Origin of the sequence: Mediterraneibacter glycyrrhizinilyticus (assembly GCF_015560805.1) — a bacterium.
Lineage (GTDB): Bacteria > Bacillota > Clostridia > Lachnospirales > Lachnospiraceae > Schaedlerella > Schaedlerella glycyrrhizinilytica_A.
Genome location: NZ_JADMSO010000006.1, coordinates 108,029 through 133,103 on the forward strand (window position 1 = coordinate 108,029; position 25,075 = coordinate 133,103).

Sequence of the window (25,075 nt, forward strand, 5' to 3'; positions counted from 1 at the left end):
ACGGGGACAACGAAGGGAGGAGACAACTTATGATACTGATGCTGCGAAGAGTATTAAAGGAAGTGAAAGAATACAAAGCTGCATCTGTGGCGACGCCCATATTTATGATCGGAGAAGTGCTGATGGAGACGCTGATCCCGTTTCTGATGGCTTCGATCATTGACGACGGAGTCAATGCGGGAGACATCGATCATATTTACAAAGTCGGCGGTCTGATGATCCTTGCCGCGGCGATCGGACTTGCAGCCGGAATGGCGGGAGGAAGATTCGCTGCGAAAGCATCCGCAGGACTTGCAAAAAATCTGAGGGAGTCGATGTTTAACCAGATCCAGACGTATTCTTTTGCAAATATCGACCGGTTCAGTACGGCCGGTCTTGTTACACGTCTGACTACCGATGTGACCAATGTGCAGATGGCATATCAGATGTCACTGCGTATGATGATGAGAGCGCCGGCGAGTATGCTTTGTGCGATGCTCATGGCGTTCAGCATTAATGCGGAACTTTCGATGATCTATCTTGTGGCAGTTCTTCTGCTTGGGACGATCCTGTTCTTTATCATCCGTCATGCAACGGCATACTTTGAACAGGCATTTCCGAAGTACGACGCGCTGAACGCGTCCATTCAGGAAAATGTGTCGGCGATCCGCGTCGTAAAAGCGTATGTGCGCGAAGAAAAAGAAACGGATAAATTCCATAAAGCGAGCGAGAACATTTATAAAATCTTTGTGAAAGCGGAGAACAACGTCATCTTCAACGCGCCGCTTATGATGTTCACGGTATATACCTGTATCATCCTTTTGAGCTGGTTCGGCGCGAAGATGATCGTGGTAGATTCCCTGACGACCGGGGAACTGATGAGTCTTCTTGCATACTGTATGAATATTTTGATGAGCCTGATGATGCTGTCTATGGTATTTGTTATGATCTCTATGAGTACCGCCAGCATCCGGCGTATTTATGAAGTGCTCAACGAGACGAGCGAGATCCATAATCCAAAGCATCCGGTGACGGAAGTGGCGGATGGAAGCATTCAGTTTAAAAATGTGGAGTTTGCCTACAAGAAAGACAGCGAGGAACCGGTACTCAAAAACATCAATCTGGACATTCATTCCGGAGAAACGATCGGCATCATCGGCGGGACCGGAAGCGCCAAGACGAGTCTGGTCAATCTGATCAGCCGTCTGTATGACGTGACGAAAGGCGAGATTTTGGTCGGCGGAAAGAACGTCAAAGAGTATGATCTGGATTCCCTGCGTAATCAGGTGTCGGTCGTACTTCAGAAAAATGTCTTGTTCACGGGAACGATCTACGACAATCTGCGCTGGGGGAATCTGGAAGCGACCGACGAAGAATGTCAGGAAGCGTGCCGGCTTGCCTGTGCGGATGAATTTATCGAGCGTTTCCCGAAAAAATATGAGACTCATATCGAACAGGGCGGAAACAATGTGTCAGGCGGACAGAAACAGCGGCTTTGTATTGCGAGAGCGCTGTTGAAGAAACCGAAGATCCTGATCCTTGACGACAGCACCAGCGCGGTCGACACCGCGACGGATGCGAAGATCCGACGGGCATTTCGGGAGGAGATCCCGGATACGACGAAGCTGATCATCGCCCAGCGTATCTCCAGCGTGCAGGATGCGGATCGCATCATCGTAATGGAAGAGGGTGAGGTCAACGGATTTGGCACACACGAAGAACTGCTTGCCTCCAATGAGATCTACCGTGAGGTATATGAATCTCAGACAAAGGGCGGCGGAGATTTTGACGAGAAAGGAGGCGCGGCATAATGGCAGGACCGATGAGAAGAGGACAAAAAGGCGAAAAACCGGCGGTGAAGAATCCGGGAAAATTATTGGCGCGCCTGATGAAATACGTGTTCCGTGATTACAAATATCACTGTCTGGCAGTTTTTCTTTTAATCTTTGTCGGCGTGATCGCAAACGTGCAGGGAACGTTGTTCATGAAGAATCTGATCGACGATTATATCACACCGTTTTTGCTGTCCACCGATACGCCGAACTTTTCCCCGCTGGCACATGCGATCGGAAGAGTTGCGGTATTTTATGCGATCGGCGTCGTTTCGACGTATCTGTACAACTGGATCATGGTCAAAGTGACGCAGGGAACACTTCGGAATCTTAGAAATGAAATGTTTGAACATATGGAAAAACTGCCGATCAAATATTTTGACAACCATGCGCACGGCGACATCATGTCGATCTATACGAATGATATCGATACGCTGCGCCAGATGATCAGCCAGAGTATTCCCCAGATCATCAACAGTGGTTTTACGGTAGTGAGCGTGTTTATCAGTATGCTCGTTTTGAACATTCCGTTGACGATCGTGACGCTTTTGATGGTCGGCGTGATGCTGTTCTGTACGAAGTCGGCTGCCGGACGGAGCGGAAAGTATTTCCTCCAGCAGCAGATCAATCTGGGAAATGTGAATGGATTTATCGAAGAGATGATGAACGGGCAGAAAGTCGTGAAAGTATTCTGTCACGAAGAAGAAAGTAAAAAAGACTTTAAGAAACTGAACGATGCGTTGTTTGTAAGCGCGGACCGGGCAAATACTTATGCAAATTATTTAGGGCCGGTCAACGCGCAGCTCGGAAATATCAGCTACGTTGTCTGTGCGATCATCGGCGGAGTTCTGGCGCTGAACGGCATCGGAGGATTTACCTTGGGAGGGCTTGCAAGTTTCCTGACCTTTAACAAAAGCTTCAGCATGCCGATCAATCAGGTCAGCCAGCAGATGAATGCGATCGTTATGGCGTTGGCAGGAGCGGAACGTATTTTCAAGCTTCTGGATGAAAAGCCGGAAGTGGATGAGGGATATGTGACGCTTGTCAATGTGACTGAAGAAAACGGAGAACTCAAAGAGAGTGAGAAACGGACCGGAAGATGGGCATGGAAACATGTACATCAGGCGGATCAGTCGGTCGATTATGTGGAGCTGAAAGGAAATGTCGTGTTTGACGGCGTGGATTTCGGTTATAACGATGACAAGATCGTGCTCCACGATGTGAAGCTGTATGCGGAACCGGGACAGAAGATCGCGTTTGTCGGTTCCACCGGAGCGGGTAAGACGACGATCACCAATCTGATCAACCGCTTCTATGATATTCAGGACGGAAAGATCCGGTACGACGGCATCAATGTCAATAAGATCAAAAAAGCAGATCTTCGACGTTCCCTCGGGATCGTGCTTCAGGATACCCATTTGTTTACCGGAACCGTGAAAGAAAATATCCGGTTCGGAAAGCTGGACGCTACCGACGAGGAGATCATCGCGGCGGCAAAACTTGCCAATGCGGACGGATTTATCCGGCGGCTTCCGCAGGGATACGACACGATGCTGACCGGAGACGGGGCGAACTTAAGTCAGGGACAGAGACAGCTCTTAGCAATCGCCCGGGCGGCGGTAGCCGATCCTCCGGTGCTGATCTTAGACGAGGCGACCAGTTCGATCGATACCCGTACAGAGCGGATCATTCAGGAAAGTATGGATCGCCTGATGCACGGAAGAACGACATTTGTCATCGCGCATCGTCTTTCCACAGTCCGCAATTCCGACTGTATCATGGTTCTGGAACAGGGACGGATCATCGAGCGCGGTACTCATGACCAGTTGATCGCGGAGAAAGGAAAGTATTACCAGTTGTATACCGGAAATGCGATCAGCGCATAAAGAAAAGTAAGTACAAAAGACCATTTCGGTCGGGATCGGGAAGCTGTCAAAGCTGCGCCTGATCCTGAACGGAATGGTCTTTTCACATTTTTTATAATTTCAATTTGGAAAATGCGTCCGCAAATGCATTGTTGAGCGGTTCGTTTGCTTCTTTCGCCTGCTTTTTCAAGTATTGATTGACGTCGCGTTTGCTGCCGCTTTTTCCCTCTTTTTTCTTTCTGGCTTCAAAAGAACTGAGCTTTTCTTTGTAACCGCAGGAGCAGACAAAACGCTGACCGTCTCCTTTTCCGACGAGATCCATCTTTTTGTGGCAGTTCGGGCAGCGGGCGTTTGTCTTGCGCGAGAGTGTCTCCCGGTGTCCGCATTCCCGATCCTGACAGACGAGCAGTTTTCCGTGCTTTCCGTTTACTTCCAGCATATATTTTCCGCAGACCGGACATTTTGTGCGGGTCAGATTCTCATGGCGGAACGTGCCGTTTCCGCGTTTGATCTCATCGATCAGTGTCTTTGTATAGGATTCGATCTCTGCCATAAAAGTGCGGTCAGATTCAGTCCCTTTTGCGATCGCCTGAAGACGGAGTTCCCATGCGGCAGTTAGCTCGGGACTTTTCAGATCCTGTGGAACAAGTTCCAGCAATTGTTTTCCCTTGGAAGTGATATGGATCTCGCTGCCGCGTTTTTCCATCAGGAAGCTGTGGAATAATTTCTCGATGATGTCTGCACGCGTGGCGACGGTTCCGAGTCCTCCGGTCTCGCCCAGCGTACGCACGATCGTCTTGTCCCGGTGTTCCAGATATTTGACCGGATTTTCCATCGCCGCGATCAGTGTTCCCTCTGTAAAATATGGCGGCGGCGTTGTTTTGCCCTCTTTGACGACAATGGAAGCAACCGGGATCCGGTCACCCTTATGAAATGTGGAGAGCGACGAAAGGGCTGTGTCGGATCGGGTTCTGAAATCAGTTGGGGAATCCGTAAATTCATCTTCGTCATCGGAAAATAGATCGGAAGCATAGGCTTCGCGCCAGCCGGGGCTTGTTAAGACATTGCCTTTGGCGTGGAATACCTCAGAACCAAGCTGTGCTTTGACCGCAGTCTCCTCGTATTCACAGACCGGACAGAGTACGGCGAGGAAACGACGGACGACAAGATCGTAAATCTTTCGCTCTTCGTTTGTCATATGTTCCAGCGAGACAAACTGCTCGGTCGGAATGATCGCGTGATGATCGGATACTTTCTGATCATTGACAAATGCTTTCGTCGGGCGGAGTTTTGTTCTTGCGAGGGACAGCGCCAGCTTCCGGTACGGACCGACAGCGCAGGACTCGAGCCGCTCTTTCAGCGTGCCGACCATGTCGGTTGTCAGATACCGGGAGTCGGTTCGCGGGTAGGTCAGGACTTTGTGCGTTTCGTAGAGACGCTGCATGATATTCAATGTTTCTTTTGCGGAAAATCCGTAACGCTTGTTGGCTTCCTGCTGAAGCGCAGTCAGATCGTACAACGCCGGGGATGTGGAAGTTTTTGTTTTCTTTTGCACGTCCAGGATTTCGAAAGAAGCATCTGCCGGATCGGCGAGAGCGCGGATCTGTTCCGCGCGCGACTTGTCAAACGTACGGTTGGAACCGGACTTCTTATCAGTCCAGACGAATGGAACGCCGTTTGCAAGCGCCGATACCGTATAAAATGGCTGCGGCTGAAACTGCCGGATTTCCTGCTCTCTTGCGGCGATCATGGCAAGGGTCGGTGTCTGGACACGTCCGCAGGAAAGCTGCGCGTTGTATTTGCAGGTGAGGGCACGGGTCGCGTTGATGCCGACAACCCAGTCGGATTCGGCGCGCGCCACGGCGGCACGGTACAAATTGTAGTAGTCTTTTCCCGGTTTTAAATGTGCGAATCCATCCCGGATCGCTTTGTCGGTGACGGAGGAGATCCAGAGACGTTTCAGAGGCTTTTTGTTTCCGGCTTTCTCGAGGATCCAGCGCGCCACAAGTTCTCCCTCGCGCCCGGCGTCGGTGGCGATGATGATGTCGGAGACGTCTTTTCGGAAGATCTGTTCTTTGACTGCATGGAACTGTCGCCCGGTCTGTTTGATGACGACCAGTTTCCAGTCTTTCGGGAGCATCGGAAGTGTCTCCAAATCCCAGGACTGGTATTCTTTTCCGTATTCCTCCGGATCGGCCAGTGTGACCAGATGACCAAGCGCCCAGGTGACGATATATTCGGTTCCCTCTATATAAGTATTTGTTTTTTTATTACAGTGCAAAACCCGCGCGATATCGCGTGCGACGGATGGTTTTTCTGCGATGACAAGATGTTTCATGATACAAATTCCTTTCATTCTGATTCTGCACATTGATGGTATCGTAAGCGGGTCGAAAAGTCAATGGATTCCGGGGATTCGATGCATTATCCGGGAAAAAGCGGGAGATACTGATGATAAAAGCAAGCGGTGGCATTTTCGGGGAAAATGTCATATAGATATTGCAGGATCATGAGGAGGAAACAAGATGTATCAGCATTTACCGATCCGGGACGTATATGCCCGGGAAATTCTGGATTCCAGAGGAAATCCGACGATAGAAGTGGAAGTATTGGTGGGGGATCATACGGTGGGGCGCGCTTCGGTACCGTCCGGCGCGTCTACGGGGAAATTTGAGGCGACGGAGCTTCGGGACGGCGGAGCACGTTATCAGGGAAAGGGCGTGCAGAGGGCAGTCGAGCATGTCAACGCACATCTGGCGAATGCAGTGATCGGGATGAATGTATTTGACCAGAAAGAGATTGACCGTGTGCTCTGCAAAACAGACGGAAGCGTGAACAAGAAAAATCTGGGAGCAAACGCGCTGCTCGGCGTATCGCTGGCAGCCGCGCATGCCGCAGCCAATGCGCTTCGGCTTCCGCTTTACAAATATCTGGGCGGCGTCAACGCAAAACGGCTTCCGGTTCCGATGATGAATATTTTAAATGGGGGAGCGCATGCGGATAATACGCTGGATTTTCAGGAATTTATGATCATGCCGGTGGGAGCGGCAAATTTCCGGGAGGGACTTCGGATGTGCGCGGAAATTTATCAGGTGCTAAAACAGCTTTTGAAGAAAGCAGGACTGGAAACTGCGGTCGGAGATGAGGGCGGATTTGCGCCGGATCTCCCGGGGGCGCGGGAAGCGCTGCAGTTTTTAAAGGATGCGGTGGAAGAAGCCGGATATGAGATGGGAAAGGATATCCGTATCGCGTTGGATGTGGCGGCGTCGGAATTGTATCATGCGGAAAGCGGAAAGTATCTGTTCCCGGGGGAGAGTAAGATGACCGGGCAGAAGATCGCGCGCACGGCAGAAGAGATGATCGACTATTATCAGGAACTGGCTCTGGAATTTCCGATCTGTTCGATCGAGGATCCGCTGGACGAGGAAGACTGGGACGGCTGGGAACTTCTGACAACAAGGCTTGGCGGCGAGATCCAGCTTGTCGGGGACGACTTGTTCGTGACGAATACAAAACGTTTAAAGCAGGGGATCGAGCGTAATGTGGCAAATGCGATCCTTGTGAAAGTGAATCAGATCGGAACGTTGACCGAAGCGATCGAGGCAATCGAACTTGCACAGAAATCCGGGTATCGGGCGATCGTTTCGCACCGGTCCGGCGAGACGGAAGATACGACGATCGCGGATCTGGCGGTGGCGTTTAACACCGGGCAGATCAAGACCGGCGCGCCGTGCCGGGGAGAGCGTGTGGCAAAATACAATCAGCTTCTGCGGATCGCGGAAACGTTGGAATAAGAAAAGTGTTTGCTTTGGGTAGGAAAATGTACTAAGAAAGTTGTGAAAAATGTGGAAATCATCTTGTGTTCAATCTTATCTTGTGCTAAAATGAGTAAGGTTTATCCACAGGAGGTGTGAACGGATGGAGATTTTGAAAATTATTCTGACAATTATTTTTGTTATAGATTGTATTGCATTATCAGCAATTATTCTTCTGCAGGAGGGAAAATCCGCGGGACTTGGAACGATCAGCGGTGCGGCGGAAAGTTACTGGGGACAGAACAAAGGTCGCTCGATGGAGGGCGCGCTTGTAAAGTCCACAAAGTTTCTGGCGATTTTGTTCCTTGTACTGGCGGTTGTGCTGAACTTAAAGATTTTTAACTAAGAGGATGAAGATGACAAAACACTCTATATATCAGATATAGGGTGTTTTTTTGTATCGGCGACGAGCCAAAGTCCGGGCTTGCCCGAGACCTTGGCGACTGCTTACAATCCCGGAATGTGCGTTTTGGAACTTCCGGTGATTCACTTTGCGCGAAATAAAGGAGGGATACGAGTGAAGAAGACGGACCGAAAAAGGAATACGTCCGAAAAAGACAGCGTATTTGAAAAAAGAAAAAAAGTGATCTATGATTTTATCTGTGACGATCTGTATGTGCCGATGAAAGCAAAAGAGATCGCGGCAGTGCTTCAGGTACCGAAAGAACAGCGGGAAGATCTTCGGGCAGTGCTGGATGCGCTGGAAGCGGAGGGGAAAATCTTCGTGTCAGCCAAGGGGAAATATACAAAAGGACAGGCGAAGCGGCTGACCGGAACGTTTCAGGCACATGCGAGAGGATTCGGATTTGTGATCCGGGAGGGGGAGACGGAAGATGTTTTCATTCCGGAAGAGCAGACCTGCGGCGCATTTCAGGGCGATGAGGTGGAATTTATCATTACCCGGCAAAAAGAGAGCGCATCGTTCGGAGGCGGCGAAAGAAGAATGGAGGGAAAGATCGTAAAGATCCTCTCTCACACAACGACCCGGATCGTCGGGCTTTATGAGAAATCAAAGCGTTTCGGATTTGTCAGACCGGATGATCAGCGCGTTTTGAAAGATATTTATATCCCGGAGGGAAAAGAAAAAGGTGCGGTGAGCGGACACAAAGTGGTGGTAGAGCTGACTTCCTACGGCGGACAGGACATGAAGCCGGAGGGGAAAGTGGCGGAGATCATCGGGCACATCAATGATCCGGGGACGGATATTCTTTCAATCGTAAAAGGGTATGATCTGCCGATGGAATTTCCGGAACGGGTGATGAATCAGGCAGAGCGTGTCGCAAAAGACGTCAGTGAAGCGGATATGGCGGGACGGTTGGATCTGCGTGACTGGCAGATGGTAACGATCGACGGCGAGGACGCAAAAGATCTCGACGATGCGGTTTCCCTGACGATGGAGAATGGAAATTATAAATTGGGCGTGCATATTGCCGATGTGACGAATTATGTGCAGGAAAAAAGCGCGCTTGACCGGGAAGCATTGAAGCGCGGAACGAGCGTTTACCTTGTGGATCGGGTGATCCCGATGCTTCCGCATACATTATCCAACGGGATCTGTTCGCTGAATGCCGGGGAAAATCGTCTGGCATTGAGCTGCATCATGACGGTGACGCCGAAAGGAGACGTGATCGATCATCAGATCGCGGAGACCGTGATCCGGGTGGATGAGCGGATGAGCTACACAAGTGTGGCGAAGATATTGGAAACACAGGATGAAGCCGAGCGGGACAAATACCGGACGCTTGTTCCGATGTTTGAGCAGATGGCGGAACTTTCCCATATTATCCGGGAACATCGGAAACAGCGGGGATCTATTGATTTTGATTTCCCGGAAACGAAGATAGTGCTGGATGAGAACGGACGTCCGATTGACATCAAACCTTACGAGAGGAACACTGCGACAAAGATGATCGAGGATTTTATGCTCCTTGCAAACGAGACGGTTGCGGAAGAGTATTTCTGGAGAGAACTTCCGTTTTTATACCGGACGCATGAGACGCCGGACGACGAAAAGATCAAGAAGCTGAGTACATTGATCAATAACTTCGGCTACCATATCCATGTCGGAAACGGTGTACGTCCGATGGAAGTACAGAAGCTTCTTGGAAAAGCCGAGGGGACGCCGGAGGAAGCGCTGATCGACCGGCTGGCGCTCCGCTCGATGAAGCAGGCAAAATACAGTCCGGAGAACACGGGACATTTTGGGCTGGCGGCAAAATATTATACGCATTTTACTTCCCCGATCCGTCGATATCCGGATCTTCAGATCCACCGGATCATCAAAGACGATCTGCGCGGTCGGATGCGGGAGGAACGGATCGCGCATTATGAGAAGATACTGCCGGAAGTGGCGCTGCAGTCCTGTGTGACGGAACGGCGTGCGGAGGAAGCCGAGCGAGAGACCGTGAAGCTGAAAAAAGTAGAATATATGAAAGAGCGGATCGGCGAAGAATTTGACGGCGTGATCTCGGGGATCACAAGATGGGGCGCTTATGTAGAACTGGAAAATACGATTGAGGGTCTTGTACATGTGACGAATATGTACGACGATCATTATGAATATTTTGAAGAACAGTACGAGCTGATCGGGGCGCATACGCGAAATGTCTATAAGCTGGGACAGCCGGTACGGGTGCGCGTGTTAGGTGTGGATCGTCTGCAGCGGACGATTGATTTTGAATTCTGTGAAGCAGACAGCAGGCAGCAGTCCGACCGGGAATCGTAAGTAGTCGGACGATCGACGGACGTATGGATATACAGAGGACGTCCGGATAAAGGGAGATTAGAAAATGGCAAAAACAGAGGGAAAACTGATCGCAAACAATAAAAAGGCATACCATGATTATTTTATTTTGGAAAAATATGAAGCGGGTATCGTGCTTGCCGGCACGGAGGTGAAATCACTCCGTATGGGAAAATGCAGCATCAAGGAGTCGTTTATCCGGATTGAAAACGGAGAGATGTATCTCTATGGCATGCACATCAGTCCGTATGAAAAGGGGAATATCTTTAATAAAGATCCGCTCCGTGTGCGGAAACTTTTGCTGCACAAAAAGGAGATCGACAAGATTTTCGGAAAGATGAAAGAGCAGGGGAATACGGTCGTGCCGCTTCAGGTTTATTTCAAAGGAAGTCTTGTCAAAGTGGAGATCGGGCTTGCAAAAGGAAAGAAACTTTACGACAAGCGGGATGATATTGCGAAGAAAGACCAGAAACGGGAAGCACAGAGAGAATTTAAGATTCGGAATCTGTAAAACAAAAGAGACAGGCGAGGTGGCGAGCGATATATGAATATACAGGAAGTGCTCAAGCAGGTACAAGAGGGGACGCTCTCTGCGGAACAGGCAGAAGCGATGCTCCGTGAGGAGCATTTTGCGGGAAAAACTGCTGCAAAAAAGACTCTTATGGAAAATGATTTTGCGGAAATGGGTTATGCAAAACTGGACACCGACCGCAAACGGCGTACCGGATTTGCGGAAGTTGTGTTTTGCAGTGGGAAAAGTGTGGAACAGTTGGTGTCCATTTATCGACGTATTTATGATACGGAGGGGGAAGTGCTCGGAACGCGCGCGTCCAAAGAACAATATGAGGAAGTGCGCCGCATTTTTCCGGCCGTTTCTTATGACGCCGCGTCGCGGATTTTGAAGATTGAAAAGCCGGATAAAGAACGGATCGGCAAGATCGCCGTGTGCACGGCAGGTACTGCCGATATTCCGGTGGCGGAGGAGGCGGCGCAGACCGCGGAATTTTTCGGGACGCGCGTGGAACGGGTCTACGATGTGGGAGTCAGCGGACTGCACCGGCTTTTATCCCGGCTGGATACGATCCGGACTGCAAACTGTGTGATAACGGCTGCGGGTATGGAGGGGGCATTGGCAAGTGTGATCGGAGGGCTGGTGAGCGTTCCGGTGATCGCGGTTCCGACATCGGTGGGATACGGAGCGAATTTCGGAGGAGTGTCCGCATTACTGACGATGATCAATTCCTGTGCAAACGGCGTGGCAACCGTCAACATCGACAATGGTTACGGCGCCGGGTATCTGGCGGTACAGATCAACCGATTAGCCTGCCGCCCATTGCACAGGGATGCGGCAGAATAAAGCCACATTTTACAGCGGATTTTCAAGCATAACGGCAGGAATCGACATAGAATAGATATAGAATCGACAGGTTTTCTCTTGACTTTGTGTTATATTTCATATAGAATAGTCATGCAGAGAAATCTGCTGATCCATATGAGGGCTTGTACTGGTTTCGACAGGGATTCTGAAGATGGAGAAGCTATCCGCAGGCAGATGCGTCAAATCGCAAACTTAAAATTAAACGCTAACGATAATTTCGAATTAGCTGCAGCCTAAATGCTGCATGTCAGCCCCGGGGCACCCGCACCTTGGGAATCTGGCATCAACGATGCGGGAAACGATGCAGGCAAAGCTTTGAGCTTGTAGGCGTATTATGAAGCTACTGAAACCGTAAGGGTGTTAGTTCCCGTGCGGCGGAGGGAATGAAAAAGAACTGACTATGATAGTAGAAGTACATGGGATGGATTTTTGGACGCGGGTTCGATTCCCGCCAGGTCCACTGAAACGTGTTAAGTCGACCCCATCGTTGGGACGGCTTTTCCGAATGAAATTCAATGAATGTAAAATCCGCACTCGGTAACGGGTGCGGATTTTGCTTGGATAAGTAGAACTTTGCGATGGTCACGTAGTTTTATTTAAGAAAATTTTACAATGACTGGCAAGGTTTGTTTCAGTTTTTCAAGATTTCCTCAGGTAAGGTAATTTGGATTAAGATGTTTTTTATTATAGGCATAAATTGTATTTTTCGTAAGTTCTTCAAGAAGTCGTGTGAAGAATCTTTCCCATGAGCTGAAATTACCACTTTCAATATATTCGCTTGGAGAGTTCAGAATTTTTTGAAGTGTTTCTTCGTGGAAGATTCCGGATAAATCTGATGCAGAGAATTGTATACTTGCCGTGTATTTTGATAATAACCGCTATTTTTTAAACAATAGATTTCATTTACACTGTAAGGCAGAGTGTGCAGATCATCTCTTGTGATAAAAACAAAATAACAATCAGACTTCAGTACGGCAGCTGCAAATCTTTTGGGATATAAAAAATGTTCCTGTTCATTGGCAAACACAATAGTGTCAGATAGTCTTTCCAGACGGATAAGTACACTTTCGAGATCTCCGGATAGTACTGCACATTTTTTCTTGCAGATCACATCTGTTCCCGGACCGGTTCTGCTGGAAAGGTAGTCATTGATAATTTGGATCAATGTTGTTTTGCCGGTAGCACTGTCTCCCTGAATGATAGTTATATTTCTTCGTAAATTTAATTCATATCTCAACTTCTTCGTTGAGACAACGACTTTTATATTACCTTTCAATAATTTCCACCTCCTGAAATTTTTTCAGGAAATCTTCATAGGTATGAGTGATATGTCCGCTGTTTTTGATACATATATCAAAAGGTTCCGGAAATTCCATTTCATAACCTAATCGGATCGTCAGATCAGTTCTTTTCCCGATTTCAAGAATCCATTTTGCACAGTTATCACCGCAGGCGGATGCGTTTACGATCAGATCAGGTTCTTTATACATGATAATGAGTGCTTTTACTCCTCCGGAAAGACGTTCAGGTGCAATCTGTCCGAGTATGGGACTGTTGATCATGTGAGGGGATTCTACGATGGAACTGTCTATATCAAACACCATTGTTGTTACCAGATTATCGTTAAACCACTCTTCTTCGTAATTATATTTAAAGTAAGTATCTGGACTGAATACATAGTTTTTGTTATCTAAGTCAGCAGAACCACGACTGATGATAATATTTAACATATATGCTGAGCTTCTTTTGAAAAATGTTAGCGCCAGTGTACACTGACGTTACCATTCTATTGGCATTATAATACATTTGCTTTATAATCTCCACCGGTTTTGTTAATTTCCGGTTATACTTTGGAAAAATGTTCGAATCGGGTATTTTATAAAAATCCCGGTTATGATATGATAATAATATCTGTCTTGTCCGTGGATGGCAGTATTGTTTTTGCTTTTTGCGTATGGAACTGTCATTTGCAAAGAGGAGATACCGGACGGATCAGGATATGGGGAGAAGACAGCAGGAGAGAATAGAAGAAAGGGGTTTTTGATATGCCGACAACATATACACATTATCGATTTGGAAAGGACGTTATGAGCGCGCTTCCGCGTCCGCTCCAGAAGTCTATTGAGGTCAACAGGGAACTGTTTGATATCGGGCTGCACGGACCGGACATCCTGTTTTATTATCAGGTGTTTTCTAAAAATCATGTCAATGGACTTGGATACAAAATGCACGATCAGATGGCGGATGCTTTCTTTAAGAGAGCGGTGGAAGTGATCGGCGCTTCCGAAGATAAAGGGGCGGCGCGCGCATATATTTATGGATTTATCTGTCATTTTGCATTGGACAGCGAGTGCCATAAATACATTGAGAAAATGATCCAGGTCAGCGGGATCTCACATTCCGAGATCGAGATGGAACTGGATCGGGTATTTTTGACCGATGACTTTATCAATCCGGTGACATACCTTGGAACAAAGCATATTCATCCGACGCTGGAGAATGCGCAGGTGATCGCTCCGTTCTTTGAGGGGATCACGGCGGAGGAAGTGAAGCAGTCTCTTTCTTCGATGGTCTGGGTGCACAAACTTCTGCTCGCGCCGAAGCCTTTTAAAAGAAAGATCGTGTTCGGCGGCATGAAGATCGCGGGCATGTACGATTCCATGCACGGACTTGTGATGAGCGAGCAGCCGAATCCGGCATGTGCCGATTACTGTCAGCTGTTAAAGAAGCTGTATGCGGGCGCAGTTCCGCTGGCGGCAAGTCTGATCCTGCAGTATCAGAAAGTATTGTTTCATGGAGAAGAATTGCAGAAACGGTTTCATGAGACGTTCGGAGCAGGAGAAGACTGGGAGAAACTGCCGCTGTAACATGAGCCGGCAAAAGAAAGAGGGCTCGGGAAAAAGAGTATTTTAAGCAAAAGATGGGGAGGGCGACTATGAAATTTAAGATGACGCCAATGGAGAAAAAGTGGGTGCTGTACGATGTGGGAAATTCTGCATTCACGATGCTTGTATCGACGATCTTTCCGATTTATTTTAACTATCTTGCGGGAAATGCGGGGATTTCGGATGTGGATTATCTGGCATACTGGGGATATGCCGCATCTGTCAGTACGCTGTGTGTAGCGCTTTTGGGACCGACGCTCGGGGCGATCGCAGATACGAAGAATTTCAAAAAAAGGATTTTTAAGTGGACACTGGCTGTCGGTGTGCTTGGATGTGTGATCTTGGGATTTTTGTCGTCGTGGATCTGGTTTCTTGGAATCTTTGTGCTGGCGAAAGTGGGATATTCTTCAAGTCTCGTATTTTATGATGCGATGCTGACGGATGTGACGGAGCCGGAGCGGATGGATACGGTCTCTTCTCAGGGATTTGCCTGGGGATATATCGGAAGCTGTATTCCATTTATTGCCAGCCTTGGCATAGTGCTTGGCGGAGGCAGTCTTGGACTGAGCATGCAGGCGTCCATGACGATCGCATTTCTGATCACTGCGGTTTGGTGGCTCGTATCGGCAGTTCCATTGCTTCTGTCTTTCCAGCAGAAACACTATGTGGAAGTGTCAGGGCATGTGGTGCGTGAAAGTTTTGCGAGACTGGGGCGGACATTTCTGGATATAAAGAAAGAAAAGCACATTTTTGTGTTCCTGCTTGCATTTTTCTTCTATATTGACGGTGTGTATACGATCATTGATATGGCGACCGCTTACGGACAGGCGCTCGGTCTGGACAGTACGGGGCTTCTTCTGGCGCTTTTGCTGACTCAGGTCGTGGCATTTCCATCGGTTCTGATCTTAAATCAGGTGGCAAAACGTGTAAAACCGACACAGATCCTTACCGTCTGCATTTTTGCGTATCTCGGGATTTCTGTTTATGCATATTTTCTGGATACGCAGACCGATTTCTGGATCCTTGCGGTTCTGGTCGGGATGTTCCAGGGATCGGTGCAGGCGCTGTCCCGTTCCTATTTCGGAAAGATCATTCCGGCCGAGAGAGCGGGGGAATATTTCGGAATATATGATATCTGCGGAAAAGGCGCGGCAATCCTCGGCACAACGCTGGTATCTGTAATGAGTCAGATCACCGGGAAAATGAATGTCGGCGTCAGCGCGATCTCGGTCTTGTTTGTGGTCGGACTGCTTTTGTTCAGAAAAGCAGTGAAGATGAACGAAGAGCGGGAAAAATGTGAATAAAAACAGACAAATGTGAATAAAATCGGAAAAAAGAAAATCTCCGGAGGAAAACCATGTGTGAAAACAATGAGATATTTACACAGGATCCGACCGGAGATTTTTGTTGTCTAAAAAAAGTGTGAAATTCGTCAAAATCTGTTTTCGGCATGTTATAATTATAAGAAAATACCGGGGGGCGTACACGGATAACGCATTTTGCCCCAAACATCATATCGACAGCGGAGAAAGAAAGGTGTAAACATATGGCGGATTTTGTGGAATTAAAGCATATTACGAAAGTATATAAAATGGGAGAGGTGGAGATCCGGGCAGTTGACGGGATCGATTTTGAGATTGAAAAGGGCGAACTGGTCGTGATCGTCGGGCCAAGCGGCGCGGGAAAGACGACGGTGTTGAATATTCTGGGCGGTATGGATACGGCGACGAGCGGAAAGATCATTGTGGACGGCGCGGATATTACACGCTATAACGAACGGCAGCTTACATCCTATCGGCGTGACGATATCGGATTTGTGTTCCAGTTCTATAACCTTGTCCCCAATCTGACTGCAAAGGAAAATGTAGAGCTGGCGCTGCAGATCTGTAAAGATCCGTTGGACGCACAGACTGTTTTGGAAGACGTAGGACTTGGCAAACGGTTGGATAACTTTCCGGCCCAGTTATCCGGAGGCGAGCAGCAGCGTGTATCGATCGCACGGGCGCTTGCGAAGAATCCGAAACTACTGCTGTGCGACGAACCGACCGGAGCGCTGGACTACAATACCGGAAAGGCAATCTTAAAACTGCTTCAGGATATGTGCAGGAAAAAGGGGATGACGGTGATCATCATCACGCATAACTCTGCGCTTGCGCCGATGGCAGACCGGCTGATCAAGATCAAAAACGGAAAAGTGGCGAAGATGGAGAAAAATACTTCTCCGGTGTCTGTCGATCTGATTGAATGGTAGGGAAAACAAATGAAAAAGAAAGCATTGAAAAAAGAATTTTATATGGAGATCCGAAGAAGTCTCGGGCGATTTCTTTCTATCTTTTTTATCGTTGCGATCGGCGTGTCCTTTTTCTCGGGAATCCGTGCGGCGGAGCCGGATATGCGGTATTCGGGGGATGCGTATTTTGACGAAAAGAACCTGATGGATATTCAGGTGATGAGCACGCTTGGACTGACGGATGAGGATATCAAAGTACTGAAGCAGGTGGACGGTATTGAAAATGTGGAGGCGGGATATTCGACCGACGCGCTTTGCGCCGGTACGGAAAGCCAGGCGGTATTACATATCATGTCGATGCTTCCGTCGATGAACGAACTGACGTTGGAGGAGGGAAGACTTCCCGAAAAACCGGATGAATGTGCGGTGGATGCGGATCTGCTGGCAAAAGACGGATTTCTGGCGCGCAATGGTTATCAGATTGGCGATACGATCAGGCTGACGTCGGGAACGGACGACCCGATCACCGATACACTGACCGGAGATACGTTTACGATCGTGGGAAGTGTGAGCAGTCCGAATTTTATTTCTTTTGGAAGAGGAAATACGACGATCGGAACCGGATCGGTGTCGGGATTTGCTGCGGTACTGCCGGAGAGTTTCGAGATGGATGTGTATACAGAGTTGTACGCGACGGTGGACGGAGCAAAAGAATTGACCGCATTTACAGACGAATATACCGATCATGTGGAACAGGTGCTCGATGAACTGGAAGAAAGAAAGGAAGAACGGCAGGATTCCCGAACGAAAGAGATCCGCGAGGAAGCGGAGACGGAACTTGCAGACGGAAAGCAGGAACTCGCTGATGCAAAAGCGGAGGCACAGACAGAACTTGCCGATGCGAAACAACAGATCGATGACGGATGGAAGCAGTTAAATGACGGAAAAGCCCAGCTTGCTTCTTCGTATGCGGAACTGGAAAGTTCCAGAGAGACATTGGCAGCAGGGGAAGCGGAAATCGCACAAAATGAAAAACTGTTGTCGGAAAAAACGGCGGAGCTGGAAACACAGCAGGAGACGCTGAACGAAAAGCAACGAGAGCTGGACGGAAAGCTGGCGGAACTGGAGGGCAGCCAAAGTGAACTGGATGTGCAGAGAGCCATCGTAGAACAGAACAAGGCGGCTCTTGACCAGAAACAGCAGCAGTTGAACGGAAGTCAGACAGCGCTGGATGCACAGAAGACGGAACTGGATGCACAATGGGCGCAGTTGGCAGAGAGTCAGGAAGCATTGGAAGAACAAAGTACTCTGGTCGGGGTGCAGGAAAGTCAGTTGAATGAACTGAAAGCGCAGTATCAGGCGCTTTTGGAAAGCGGAACCGCGGACGAAGCGACGCTGCAGGCGATGGAAGCAAAGATCGCGGAGGGGGACGCGGCGCTTGCGGCGGCAAAAGAACAGCTTTCAGGCGCGCAGACGCAGCTCACAACGTGGAAAAGCCAACTGGATGCCGCGCAGGCACAGTTGGACGCAGGGCAGGCGGCGCTGACGGCGGGGCAGGAAGAGCTGAATGCCGGTTATGCGCAACTGACACAAGCGCAGACACAACTGGATGAGGGGCAGGCACAGATTGACAGTGGACGCACCCAGATTTCGGAGGGGCAGGCGCAGCTGGATACCGGAAAAGCGGCGTTGGAAAGCGGAAAAACACAGCTTGCCGATGCAAAGAGCCAGTTGGAAACTGCAAAACAGGAGATCGCAGACGGTCGGGCACAGTTGACGAGCGGGGAGCAGAAAATCGCGGAAGCCGAATCGGAGATAGCAGAGAATGAACAGAAATTGAACGACGCCCAGAAAGAATATGACGACGGCAAAGCCGAGGCTGACGCCGAGATCGCCGATGCGGAAGCAGAGCTTGCGGATGCGGAAACAGAGATCGCAAAGATCGAGCCGGCAAAATGGTATATCAACAGCCGGGACGATCTGACTGATTATACCGGATATGGAGAGAATGCAGACCGGATGCGCGCGATCGGAAAAGTATTTCCGGTATTGTTCTTCCTTGTGGCGGCGCTGATCAGCCTGACGACGATGACACGAATGGTAGAAGAGCAGCGGACGCAGATCGGTACGCTAAAAGCGCTTGGCTATGACAGACGCTCGATCGCAGCGAAGTATCTCGGATATGCGACGCTTGCAACGGTGACGGGAAGTATTGTCGGCATTTTGTTCGGAGAAAAAGTATTTCCATATATTATCATCACGGCATACGGTATCATGTATCCGCATATGCATAACGTGGTGATCCCATACAATCTGGAGTACGCGCTGATGGCGTCGATGGCAGCGCTTGTATGTACGTTGTTTGCGACGATCTTCTCCTGTTATCGGGAACTGCGGGAACAGGCGGCGGAACTGATGCGCCCACCGGCGCCGAAGAACGGAAAACGTGTGCTTTTGGAGCGGATGACCTGGATCTGGAGCAGACTGAGTTTTACATGGAAAGCGACGATCCGGAATCTTGTCCGGTATAAAAAACGGTTCTTTATGACGGTGTTCGGTATCAGCGGATGTATGGCGCTTCTGCTCGTCGGCTTCGGCCTGAAAGATTCGATCTTCGATATCGGGAAAATACAGTATCACGAATTGAGTCTTTACAATGGAAACGTTGTGCTGAATGAAGAGGCTTCCGAGGAGGAGCAGGACGCGGCGGTCAAAAAACTGGATGCGGATAAACGTGTGAAATCCACGGCGGAAAATCTGCTCACGCAGGTGACGATCAGCAACGGCAAAGAAGAAAAAGACGTCTTCTTAAACGTTCCGAAAGAGGAAGAACATTTTTCTGATTTTGTTGTCAACCGTGACCGGATCACAAAAGAGCAGTATACGCTCGATGACAGCGGTGTGATCCTGACCGAGAAGGCGGCGAAAGAACTGGAAGTAAAGGCGGGAGATACGATTTATGTCGTAGACGATGAAAAGGGAGAGATCCCGTACAAGATCGCAGCAGTCTGCGAAAATTATATGATGCACTATCTGTATATGACGGCAGATTTGTATCAAAATGGATTTGAAGAGGAGCCGGATTATAACTCGGTTTACTATATCATGCAGGATGGAAAAATAGCGGAGACAGAAGACGTGGGCGGTTCGGTGATCGAAGAAGAGGGCGCGCTGAGCGTCAGCTATACGACCAATGTGGAAGAACAGTTGGACGATATGCTCGGAAGTCTGAACATTGTGATCGTGGTTCTCGTGATCTCTGCGGGAATGCTCGCCTTTGTCGTTCTGTATAATTTGAACAACATCAACATTACCGAGCGGAAGCGAGAATTGGCAACGCTGAAAGTTCTTGGATTTTATCCGATGGAAGTGGCAGAATATGTATATCGTGAAAATGTGATCCTGACGGTGATCGGCGCGATCGTCGGCATTTTGCTCGGAAAGATCCTGCATCGCTTCATTATTGTGACCGTGGAGATCGACACGGCGATGTTTGGACGGAATATTGATTTCAGCAGTTTCGTATATGGGTTTCTGATCACAGTCGGATTTTCGGTATTGGTCAATGCGGTCATGTACTTTAAGCTGAAGAAGATCGATATGATAGAATCTCTGAAAAGTGTAGAATAGCGTAAAATAAGGAGGCAGGACAGATGGACAAGATCAAAATACTTGTTGTGGATGATGAAAGCCGGATGCGGAAACTTGTAAAAGATTTCCTTGTCCGGGAGGGATATATTGTACTGGAAGCCGGAGACGGTATGGAAGCAATGGACTTGTTTTATGAGGAAAAGGACATTGCGCTTGTGATCCTGGATGTGATGATGCCGAAAATGGACGGCTGGCAGGTGTGCCGGGAGATCCGGGAACATTCCCGGGTTCCGGTGATCATGCTGACGGCACGGTCGGATGAGCGGGATGAACTGCAGGGGTTTGAATTGGGCGTGGACGAATATATTTCCAAACCGTTCAGTCCGAAGATCCTTGTCGCAAGAGTCGGAGCGATCCTGCGGCGGACGCTCGGAGCAGATCCGGGAGAACTTTTAAAGGCGGGCGGAATTGAGATCGACAAGACAGCCCACCTCGTAAAGCTGGATGGAAAACCGATCGAGCTGAGCTTTAAAGAGTTTGAATTGCTGACTTATTTTGTGGAAAATCAGGGAATCGCATTATCCAGAGAAAAAATCCTCAATAATGTCTGGAATTATGATTATTTTGGCGATGCACGCACGATCGATACCCATGTGAAGAAACTGCGGAGCAAACTGGAAGAAAAAGGGGATTACATCAAGACGATCTGGGGTATGGGCTATAAATTCGAGGTAGAGTCATGAGACGTTCCATCCGGTCGATTAAAAGGCAGATGCTGGCGCTGTTCCTCGGGCTGATCATTCTGATCATGGGATTGATCTTTGCCCTCAACAGTGGATTTCTCGAGCAGTATTACGTTTCTAATAAATTGACGGAAATGACAGATATGTATCAGTTGATCGACGACCTGCTGGAATCGGACAAACTGGATAACGAGGCGGCTCTGAATTCGATCTGGAGAAAAGCGGGGCGGAACAATCTTTCGATCAATGTGGTGGACCGGGTAGCGAATTCGGTGCTGTATACGGAGCAGGAAGAAAAAGGACCGTTATTTACACGTCTGTTCGGTTATATCATCGGCGAAAATCAGAAACAAGGAAGCATGCTGGAATCGTCGGATATGTACGCGGTATACAAACAGAAACTGGATTCAGGCAGTGAATATCTGGAACTGTTCGGCGTGACGACGAACGGCTGTCTTTTGATCATACAAAGCCCGTTGGAGAGTATCCGGGACAGCGCGGCGATCGCCAATCGTTTTTTGCTGTATGTAGGAGGGGTGACGCTTATTTTGGGCGCGGTGTTCGTCTGGTTCTTTTCCAGAAAGATCACCGATCCGATCCTGGAACTGGCACAGTTGTCCCGGCGGATGGCAAACTTAGATTTTGACGCCAAATACACCCGGGGCGGCGATAATGAGATCGGCGTGTTGGGAGAAAGCTTCAATACGATGTCGCGGAAGCTGGAAGAGACGATCTCCGAACTGAAAAGGGCGAACAACCAGCTTCAGAAAGACATTGAGCAGAAAGAAAAAATCGAGAATATGCGGAGCGAATTTCTCGGAAACGTTTCTCATGAACTGAAGACGCCGATCGCGTTGATCCAGGGATATGCGGAAGGGCTGAAAGAGGGCGTGAATGAAGATCCGGAGAGCCGGGAGTTTTACTGTGATGTGATTATGGACGAGGCTGACAAAATGAATCAGATGGTTAAAAATCTGCTTGTGCTAAATCAGTTGGAATTTGGCTCGGAAGAACTGGAAGTCACACGGTTTGATGTGGTAAAATTGATCCAGGGCGTGTTGGCAAGCTGCGAGATTTTGATACAGCAGGCGGAGGCGTCGGTTGATTTTGTGGCGGATGATACCGTTTATGTGTGGGCGGACGAATTTAAGACGGAGCAGGTGTTCCGTAATTATCTGACCAACGCGATCCATCATGTCGGCAAAGAACGGCGGATCGAGATCCGGGTGATGCACAAAGAAGATAACGTCCGCGTGAGCGTATTTAACAGCGGCAATCCGATCCCGGAAGAAGACCTCGGAAAACTTTGGGACAAGTTTTACAAAGTGGACAAAGCGCATACGAGGGAATACGGAGGAAACGGGATCGGTCTTTCGATCGTCAAGGCGATCATGGAGTCATTCCACCAGGATTACGGAGTGAATAACTTTGACAATGGAGTAGAATTCTGGTTTGAATTGGATGCAAAAGAATGGGAAGCAAATGACTGGGAATCGAAAGAATGAGCCGCGGAAGAATGTGATGCAAAAGAATGAGCCGCGGAAAAATGTGATGCAAAAGAACAGGAAGTTAAAGGGGGAAGAGGATGACAGTTATTATTGATTATGATGCAGGCAATATCAAAAGTGTTGAAAAAGCGCTTCAGTCGCTTGGAGAGACCGTGGAGATCACGGATGAGGCTGAAAAGATCCTGGCAGCAGACCGGGTGATCCTCCCGGGGGTCGGCGCATTTGGCGATGCGATGGAAAATCTGAACCGGCGGAATCTTGTACCGGTGATCAAAGAAGTGGTAAAAAAGAAAATACCGTTTCTCGGGATCTGTCTTGGGCTGCAGCTTTTGTTTGAACGAAGCGACGAGGCGCCGGGCGTGGAGGGGCTGGGGATTCTCCCGGGGGAGATCCTGCGGATCCCTGCTTCCGGGGGACTGAAGATCCCGCATATGGGATGGAATTCGCTTCACTTGGAGCATAACGGAAGACTGTTTCGCGGGATCGAGGAACAGGCGTATGTCTATTTCGTACATTCTTTCTATTTAAAAGCGGCGGAGGAAGAGATCGTGAAAGCATCGACAGAGTATGGCGTTCACATCCATGCTTCCGTGGAAAAAGATAACGTGTTTGCCTGTCAGTTCCATCCGGAGAAGAGCGGCGATGTGGGACTGCGGATCTTGAAAAATTTTGTGGAACTGGGGTGAGGAAATGTTTACGAAGAGAATCATTCCCTGTCTGGACGTACATGCGGGCAGGGTTGTAAAAGGAGTTAATTTTGTAGATCTCAAAGATGCCGGTGATCCGGTCGAGATTGCAAAAGCATATGACAAAGCAGGCGCGGATGAACTTGTTTTTCTGGATATTACCGCATCCTCGGATGCCCGTGAAACTGTGGTCGATCTCGTGCGCGAAGTCGCAAAATGTGTGTTCATTCCGTTTACCGTCGGCGGAGGGATCCGTACGGTGGAAGATTTTCGGACATTGCTCAGGGAGGGCGCAGACAAGATTTCGATCAATTCATCGGCGATCAACACACCGGAACTGATCTCGGAGGCGGCTGCAAAATTCGGCAGTCAATGTGTGGTGGTTGCGATCGACGCGAAAAAGCGTGCGGATGGAAGCGGATGGAACGTCTATAAAAACGGCGGACGGGTTGACGTCGGTCTGGATGCGGTAGAATGGGCGCAGAAAGTAGAGAAGCTTGGCGCGGGAGAAATTCTTCTGACAAGCATGGATTGCGATGGAACGAAGAACGGGTATGATCTGGAACTGACGAGGACGATCGCGGAGCATGTGTCGATCCCGGTGATCGCGTCCGGCGGCGCAGGAAAGATCGAACATTTCAAGGAGGCGCTGACTGAGGGAAAAGCAGATGCGGCGCTGGCAGCGTCATTGTTTCATTATAAAGAACTGGAGATCCGACAGGTGAAAGAATACTTGCAGCGCGAAGACGTGCCGGTGCGGTTATAAGGAAGAGAGGAGCAAAAGAGAAATGGCAGGAATCAACGGAGACTGGTATGAGGCTTTGAAAGGGGAATTTAAGAAGCCTTATTATAAGAAATTATTCGATACAGTAAACGAAGAATATCGGACAAGGCAGATCTTTCCGCCGGCAAACGATATTTTCAATGCGTTTCACCTCACACCGTTAAAGGATGTGAAAGTGGTGATCCTCGGACAGGATCCGTATCACAACTACGGGCAGGCGCATGGCTTATGTTTTTCGGTACAGAAAGGCGTACAGGTTCCTCCGTCTCTTGTCAATATTTATCAGGAACTTCATGACGATCTGGGATGTACGATCCCGAATCATGGATGTCTGACCAAATGGGCCGAGCAGGGAGTTCTGATGCTCAATACGGTTCTCACCGTGCGGGCGCATCAGGCAAATTCTCACAGAGGGATCGGATGGGAAGAATTTACCGATGCGGCGATCCAGGTGCTCAATACACAGGATCGTCCGATCGTCTTTATCTTATGGGGAAGTCCGGCGCAGCGAAAAGAGAAAATGCTGACGAATCCGAAGCATTTGATCCTGAAAGCTCCGCATCCAAGCCCGCTGTCGGCATACCGCGGATTTTTCGGAAGCAAGCCGTTCAGTCAGACAAATGCTTTTCTGGAAGCGCATGGTGTGGAGCCGGTGGACTGGCAGATTGGATCGTAAAGTGGGAAGTGAATCAGATTATAAAATGAATCTTTTGAAAGTGCGTGATTCGGGAAAATATATTGTCAATAATACGGATGTCCAAAGTGTTTTCGAGATTACAAGAGAAACATTTGCAGGACATTTTGATGCGATCAGGGAAAAGTATGGAGATAAACAAGGAGACGGACAATATGTGTACGGCGCTGGAAAAGTTAATAGAAGATGGAAAAAAAGAGGGGATGCAGGAAGGCAGACTTACCTCGGTCAAAAACCTGATGGGAGAGTATGGGATGGAAGGCAGAGCAGGCGATGGATGCATTGAAAATCTCACAAGAAGACAGGAATAAATATGCAGGCATGTTGAAGAAGCAGTAAGAA

At 48.9% G+C, this 25,075-nt stretch carries 20 protein-coding genes and 1 other RNA gene; 18 read left to right on the plus strand and 3 right to left on the minus strand.

Annotation, left to right across the window (positions count from 1 at the left end; genetic code table 11):
• Positions 1-38: 38 nt before the first annotated feature.
• Both I2H87_RS07820 and I2H87_RS07825 read left to right on the plus strand, forming a co-directional pair.
• Positions 39-1,790, plus strand: a complete 1,752-nt coding sequence (locus tag I2H87_RS07820) for an ABC transporter ATP-binding protein (protein ID WP_195609702.1) — start codon at positions 39-41, stop codon at positions 1,788-1,790.
• Positions 1,790-3,697: an ABC transporter ATP-binding protein gene (locus I2H87_RS07825; RefSeq protein ID WP_195609673.1), complete on the plus strand. Its 1,908-nt coding sequence runs from the start codon at positions 1,790-1,792 to the stop codon at positions 3,695-3,697. Before I2H87_RS07820 ends, I2H87_RS07825 begins: the two co-directional genes overlap by 1 nt.
• 91 nt (positions 3,698-3,788) lie before the next feature.
• Here I2H87_RS07825 and I2H87_RS07830 read toward each other — a convergent pair whose 3' ends face one another.
• Positions 3,789-6,014, minus strand: coding sequence for a DNA topoisomerase III (locus I2H87_RS07830; protein WP_207746060.1), 2,226 nt, complete (start codon positions 6,012-6,014; stop codon positions 3,789-3,791).
• A 187-nt stretch (positions 6,015-6,201) separates the two neighbouring features.
• On the opposite strand from I2H87_RS07830, the gene eno reads away from it, so the two are divergent.
• From eno to ssrA, 6 genes are all read left to right on the plus strand, one after another.
• Positions 6,202-7,470 (plus strand): phosphopyruvate hydratase, encoded by a 1,269-nt coding sequence (gene eno / locus I2H87_RS07835; RefSeq protein WP_195609674.1) that lies wholly within the window; start codon positions 6,202-6,204, stop codon positions 7,468-7,470.
• 124 nt (positions 7,471-7,594) lie between these two features.
• The gene (gene secG, locus I2H87_RS07840; protein WP_009268048.1) at positions 7,595-7,837 is read left to right on the plus strand and encodes a preprotein translocase subunit SecG; all 243 of its coding nucleotides are present in this window, start codon (positions 7,595-7,597) and stop codon (positions 7,835-7,837) included.
• Positions 7,838-7,951: 114 nt separating this feature from the next.
• Positions 7,952-10,216 carry a ribonuclease R gene (gene rnr, locus I2H87_RS07845; protein WP_279306359.1) on the plus strand — a complete coding sequence of 755 codons (2,265 nt, stop codon included), beginning with the start codon at positions 7,952-7,954 and terminating at the stop codon, positions 10,214-10,216.
• Between the two features lie 64 nt (positions 10,217-10,280).
• Positions 10,281-10,745: an SsrA-binding protein SmpB gene (gene smpB / locus I2H87_RS07850; protein WP_009268046.1), complete on the plus strand. Its 465-nt coding sequence runs from the start codon at positions 10,281-10,283 to the stop codon at positions 10,743-10,745.
• A gap of 33 nt (positions 10,746-10,778) precedes the next feature.
• Positions 10,779-11,591 carry a nickel pincer cofactor biosynthesis protein LarB gene (gene larB, locus I2H87_RS07855; protein ID WP_195609675.1) on the plus strand — a complete coding sequence of 271 codons (813 nt, stop codon included), beginning with the start codon at positions 10,779-10,781 and terminating at the stop codon, positions 11,589-11,591.
• A gap of 139 nt (positions 11,592-11,730) precedes the next feature.
• Positions 11,731-12,075, plus strand: a transfer-messenger RNA (tmRNA) gene (gene ssrA, locus I2H87_RS07860).
• Positions 12,076-12,399: 324 nt separating this feature from the next.
• Here the strand turns inward: ssrA and I2H87_RS07865 are convergent.
• Positions 12,400-12,888, minus strand: a complete 489-nt coding sequence (locus I2H87_RS07865) for a Fis family transcriptional regulator (RefSeq protein ID WP_195609676.1) — start codon at positions 12,886-12,888, stop codon at positions 12,400-12,402.
• Complete coding sequence (locus tag I2H87_RS07870; RefSeq protein ID WP_195609677.1) at positions 12,878-13,342, minus strand: DUF4869 domain-containing protein; 465 nt, start codon at positions 13,340-13,342, stop codon at positions 12,878-12,880. The genes I2H87_RS07865 and I2H87_RS07870 overlap by 11 nt, the downstream gene beginning before the upstream one ends.
• Positions 13,343-13,657: 315 nt before the next feature.
• Between I2H87_RS07870 and I2H87_RS07875 the strand changes: the two genes are divergently transcribed.
• The 10 genes from I2H87_RS07875 to I2H87_RS07920 all read left to right on the plus strand — a co-directional run bounded on the left by I2H87_RS07875 (position 13,658) and on the right by I2H87_RS07920 (position 25,044).
• A complete protein-coding gene (locus I2H87_RS07875; protein ID WP_022151440.1) occupies positions 13,658-14,479 on the plus strand; it encodes a zinc dependent phospholipase C family protein in 822 nt (273 codons plus the stop codon).
• Between the two features lie 68 nt (positions 14,480-14,547).
• Complete coding sequence (locus I2H87_RS07880; protein WP_195609678.1) at positions 14,548-15,801, plus strand: MFS transporter; 1,254 nt, start codon at positions 14,548-14,550, stop codon at positions 15,799-15,801.
• 242 nt (positions 15,802-16,043) lie between these two features.
• A complete protein-coding gene (locus I2H87_RS07885; RefSeq protein WP_195609679.1) occupies positions 16,044-16,748 on the plus strand; it encodes an ABC transporter ATP-binding protein in 705 nt (234 codons plus the stop codon).
• Between the two features lie 9 nt (positions 16,749-16,757).
• Positions 16,758-20,357: an ABC transporter permease gene (locus I2H87_RS07890; protein WP_195609680.1), complete on the plus strand. Its 3,600-nt coding sequence runs from the start codon at positions 16,758-16,760 to the stop codon at positions 20,355-20,357.
• Between the two features lie 23 nt (positions 20,358-20,380).
• Positions 20,381-21,061 (plus strand): response regulator transcription factor, encoded by a 681-nt coding sequence (locus I2H87_RS07895; RefSeq protein ID WP_009268038.1) that lies wholly within the window; start codon positions 20,381-20,383, stop codon positions 21,059-21,061.
• Complete coding sequence (locus tag I2H87_RS07900; RefSeq protein WP_195609681.1) at positions 21,058-22,566, plus strand: sensor histidine kinase; 1,509 nt, start codon at positions 21,058-21,060, stop codon at positions 22,564-22,566. Before I2H87_RS07895 ends, I2H87_RS07900 begins: the two co-directional genes overlap by 4 nt.
• A gap of 80 nt (positions 22,567-22,646) precedes the next feature.
• Positions 22,647-23,255: an imidazole glycerol phosphate synthase subunit HisH gene (hisH, locus tag I2H87_RS07905; protein ID WP_009268036.1), complete on the plus strand. Its 609-nt coding sequence runs from the start codon at positions 22,647-22,649 to the stop codon at positions 23,253-23,255.
• Between the two features lie 4 nt (positions 23,256-23,259).
• Positions 23,260-24,021, plus strand: a complete 762-nt coding sequence (gene hisF, locus I2H87_RS07910) for an imidazole glycerol phosphate synthase subunit HisF (RefSeq protein WP_117551225.1) — start codon at positions 23,260-23,262, stop codon at positions 24,019-24,021.
• 22 nt (positions 24,022-24,043) lie between these two features.
• A complete protein-coding gene (locus I2H87_RS07915; protein ID WP_195609682.1) occupies positions 24,044-24,715 on the plus strand; it encodes a uracil-DNA glycosylase in 672 nt (223 codons plus the stop codon).
• A gap of 146 nt (positions 24,716-24,861) precedes the next feature.
• Positions 24,862-25,044 (plus strand): hypothetical protein, encoded by a 183-nt coding sequence (locus I2H87_RS07920; protein WP_195609683.1) that lies wholly within the window; start codon positions 24,862-24,864, stop codon positions 25,042-25,044.
• The last annotated feature ends 31 nt before the right edge of the window (positions 25,045-25,075 follow it).

What these genes read in the sequence shown, in the direction of transcription:
- I2H87_RS07820 (WP_195609702.1), top strand. Translation starts at nt 39, where the DNA reads ATGCTGCGAAGAGTATTAAAGGAAGTGAAAGAATACAAAGCTGCATCT.
- I2H87_RS07825 (WP_195609673.1), top strand. Translation starts at nt 1,790, where the DNA reads ATGGCAGGACCGATGAGAAGAGGACAAAAAGGCGAAAAACCGGCGGTG.
- I2H87_RS07830 (WP_207746060.1), bottom strand. Translation starts at nt 6,014, where the DNA reads ATGAAACATCTTGTCATCGCAGAAAAACCATCCGTCGCACGCGATATC.
- eno (WP_195609674.1), top strand. Translation starts at nt 6,202, where the DNA reads ATGTATCAGCATTTACCGATCCGGGACGTATATGCCCGGGAAATTCTG.
- secG (WP_009268048.1), top strand. Translation starts at nt 7,595, where the DNA reads ATGGAGATTTTGAAAATTATTCTGACAATTATTTTTGTTATAGATTGT.
- rnr (WP_279306359.1), top strand. Translation starts at nt 7,952, where the DNA reads ATGTGCGTTTTGGAACTTCCGGTGATTCACTTTGCGCGAAATAAAGGA.
- smpB (WP_009268046.1), top strand. Translation starts at nt 10,281, where the DNA reads ATGGCAAAAACAGAGGGAAAACTGATCGCAAACAATAAAAAGGCATAC.
- larB (WP_195609675.1), top strand. Translation starts at nt 10,779, where the DNA reads ATGAATATACAGGAAGTGCTCAAGCAGGTACAAGAGGGGACGCTCTCT.
- I2H87_RS07870 (WP_195609677.1), bottom strand. Translation starts at nt 13,342, where the DNA reads ATGTTAAATATTATCATCAGTCGTGGTTCTGCTGACTTAGATAACAAA.
- I2H87_RS07875 (WP_022151440.1), top strand. Translation starts at nt 13,658, where the DNA reads ATGCCGACAACATATACACATTATCGATTTGGAAAGGACGTTATGAGC.
- I2H87_RS07880 (WP_195609678.1), top strand. Translation starts at nt 14,548, where the DNA reads ATGAAATTTAAGATGACGCCAATGGAGAAAAAGTGGGTGCTGTACGAT.
- I2H87_RS07885 (WP_195609679.1), top strand. Translation starts at nt 16,044, where the DNA reads ATGGCGGATTTTGTGGAATTAAAGCATATTACGAAAGTATATAAAATG.
- I2H87_RS07890 (WP_195609680.1), top strand. Translation starts at nt 16,758, where the DNA reads ATGAAAAAGAAAGCATTGAAAAAAGAATTTTATATGGAGATCCGAAGA.
- I2H87_RS07895 (WP_009268038.1), top strand. Translation starts at nt 20,381, where the DNA reads ATGGACAAGATCAAAATACTTGTTGTGGATGATGAAAGCCGGATGCGG.
- I2H87_RS07900 (WP_195609681.1), top strand. Translation starts at nt 21,058, where the DNA reads ATGAGACGTTCCATCCGGTCGATTAAAAGGCAGATGCTGGCGCTGTTC.
- hisH (WP_009268036.1), top strand. Translation starts at nt 22,647, where the DNA reads ATGACAGTTATTATTGATTATGATGCAGGCAATATCAAAAGTGTTGAA.
- hisF (WP_117551225.1), top strand. Translation starts at nt 23,260, where the DNA reads ATGTTTACGAAGAGAATCATTCCCTGTCTGGACGTACATGCGGGCAGG.
- I2H87_RS07915 (WP_195609682.1), top strand. Translation starts at nt 24,044, where the DNA reads ATGGCAGGAATCAACGGAGACTGGTATGAGGCTTTGAAAGGGGAATTT.
- I2H87_RS07920 (WP_195609683.1), top strand. Translation starts at nt 24,862, where the DNA reads ATGGAGATAAACAAGGAGACGGACAATATGTGTACGGCGCTGGAAAAG.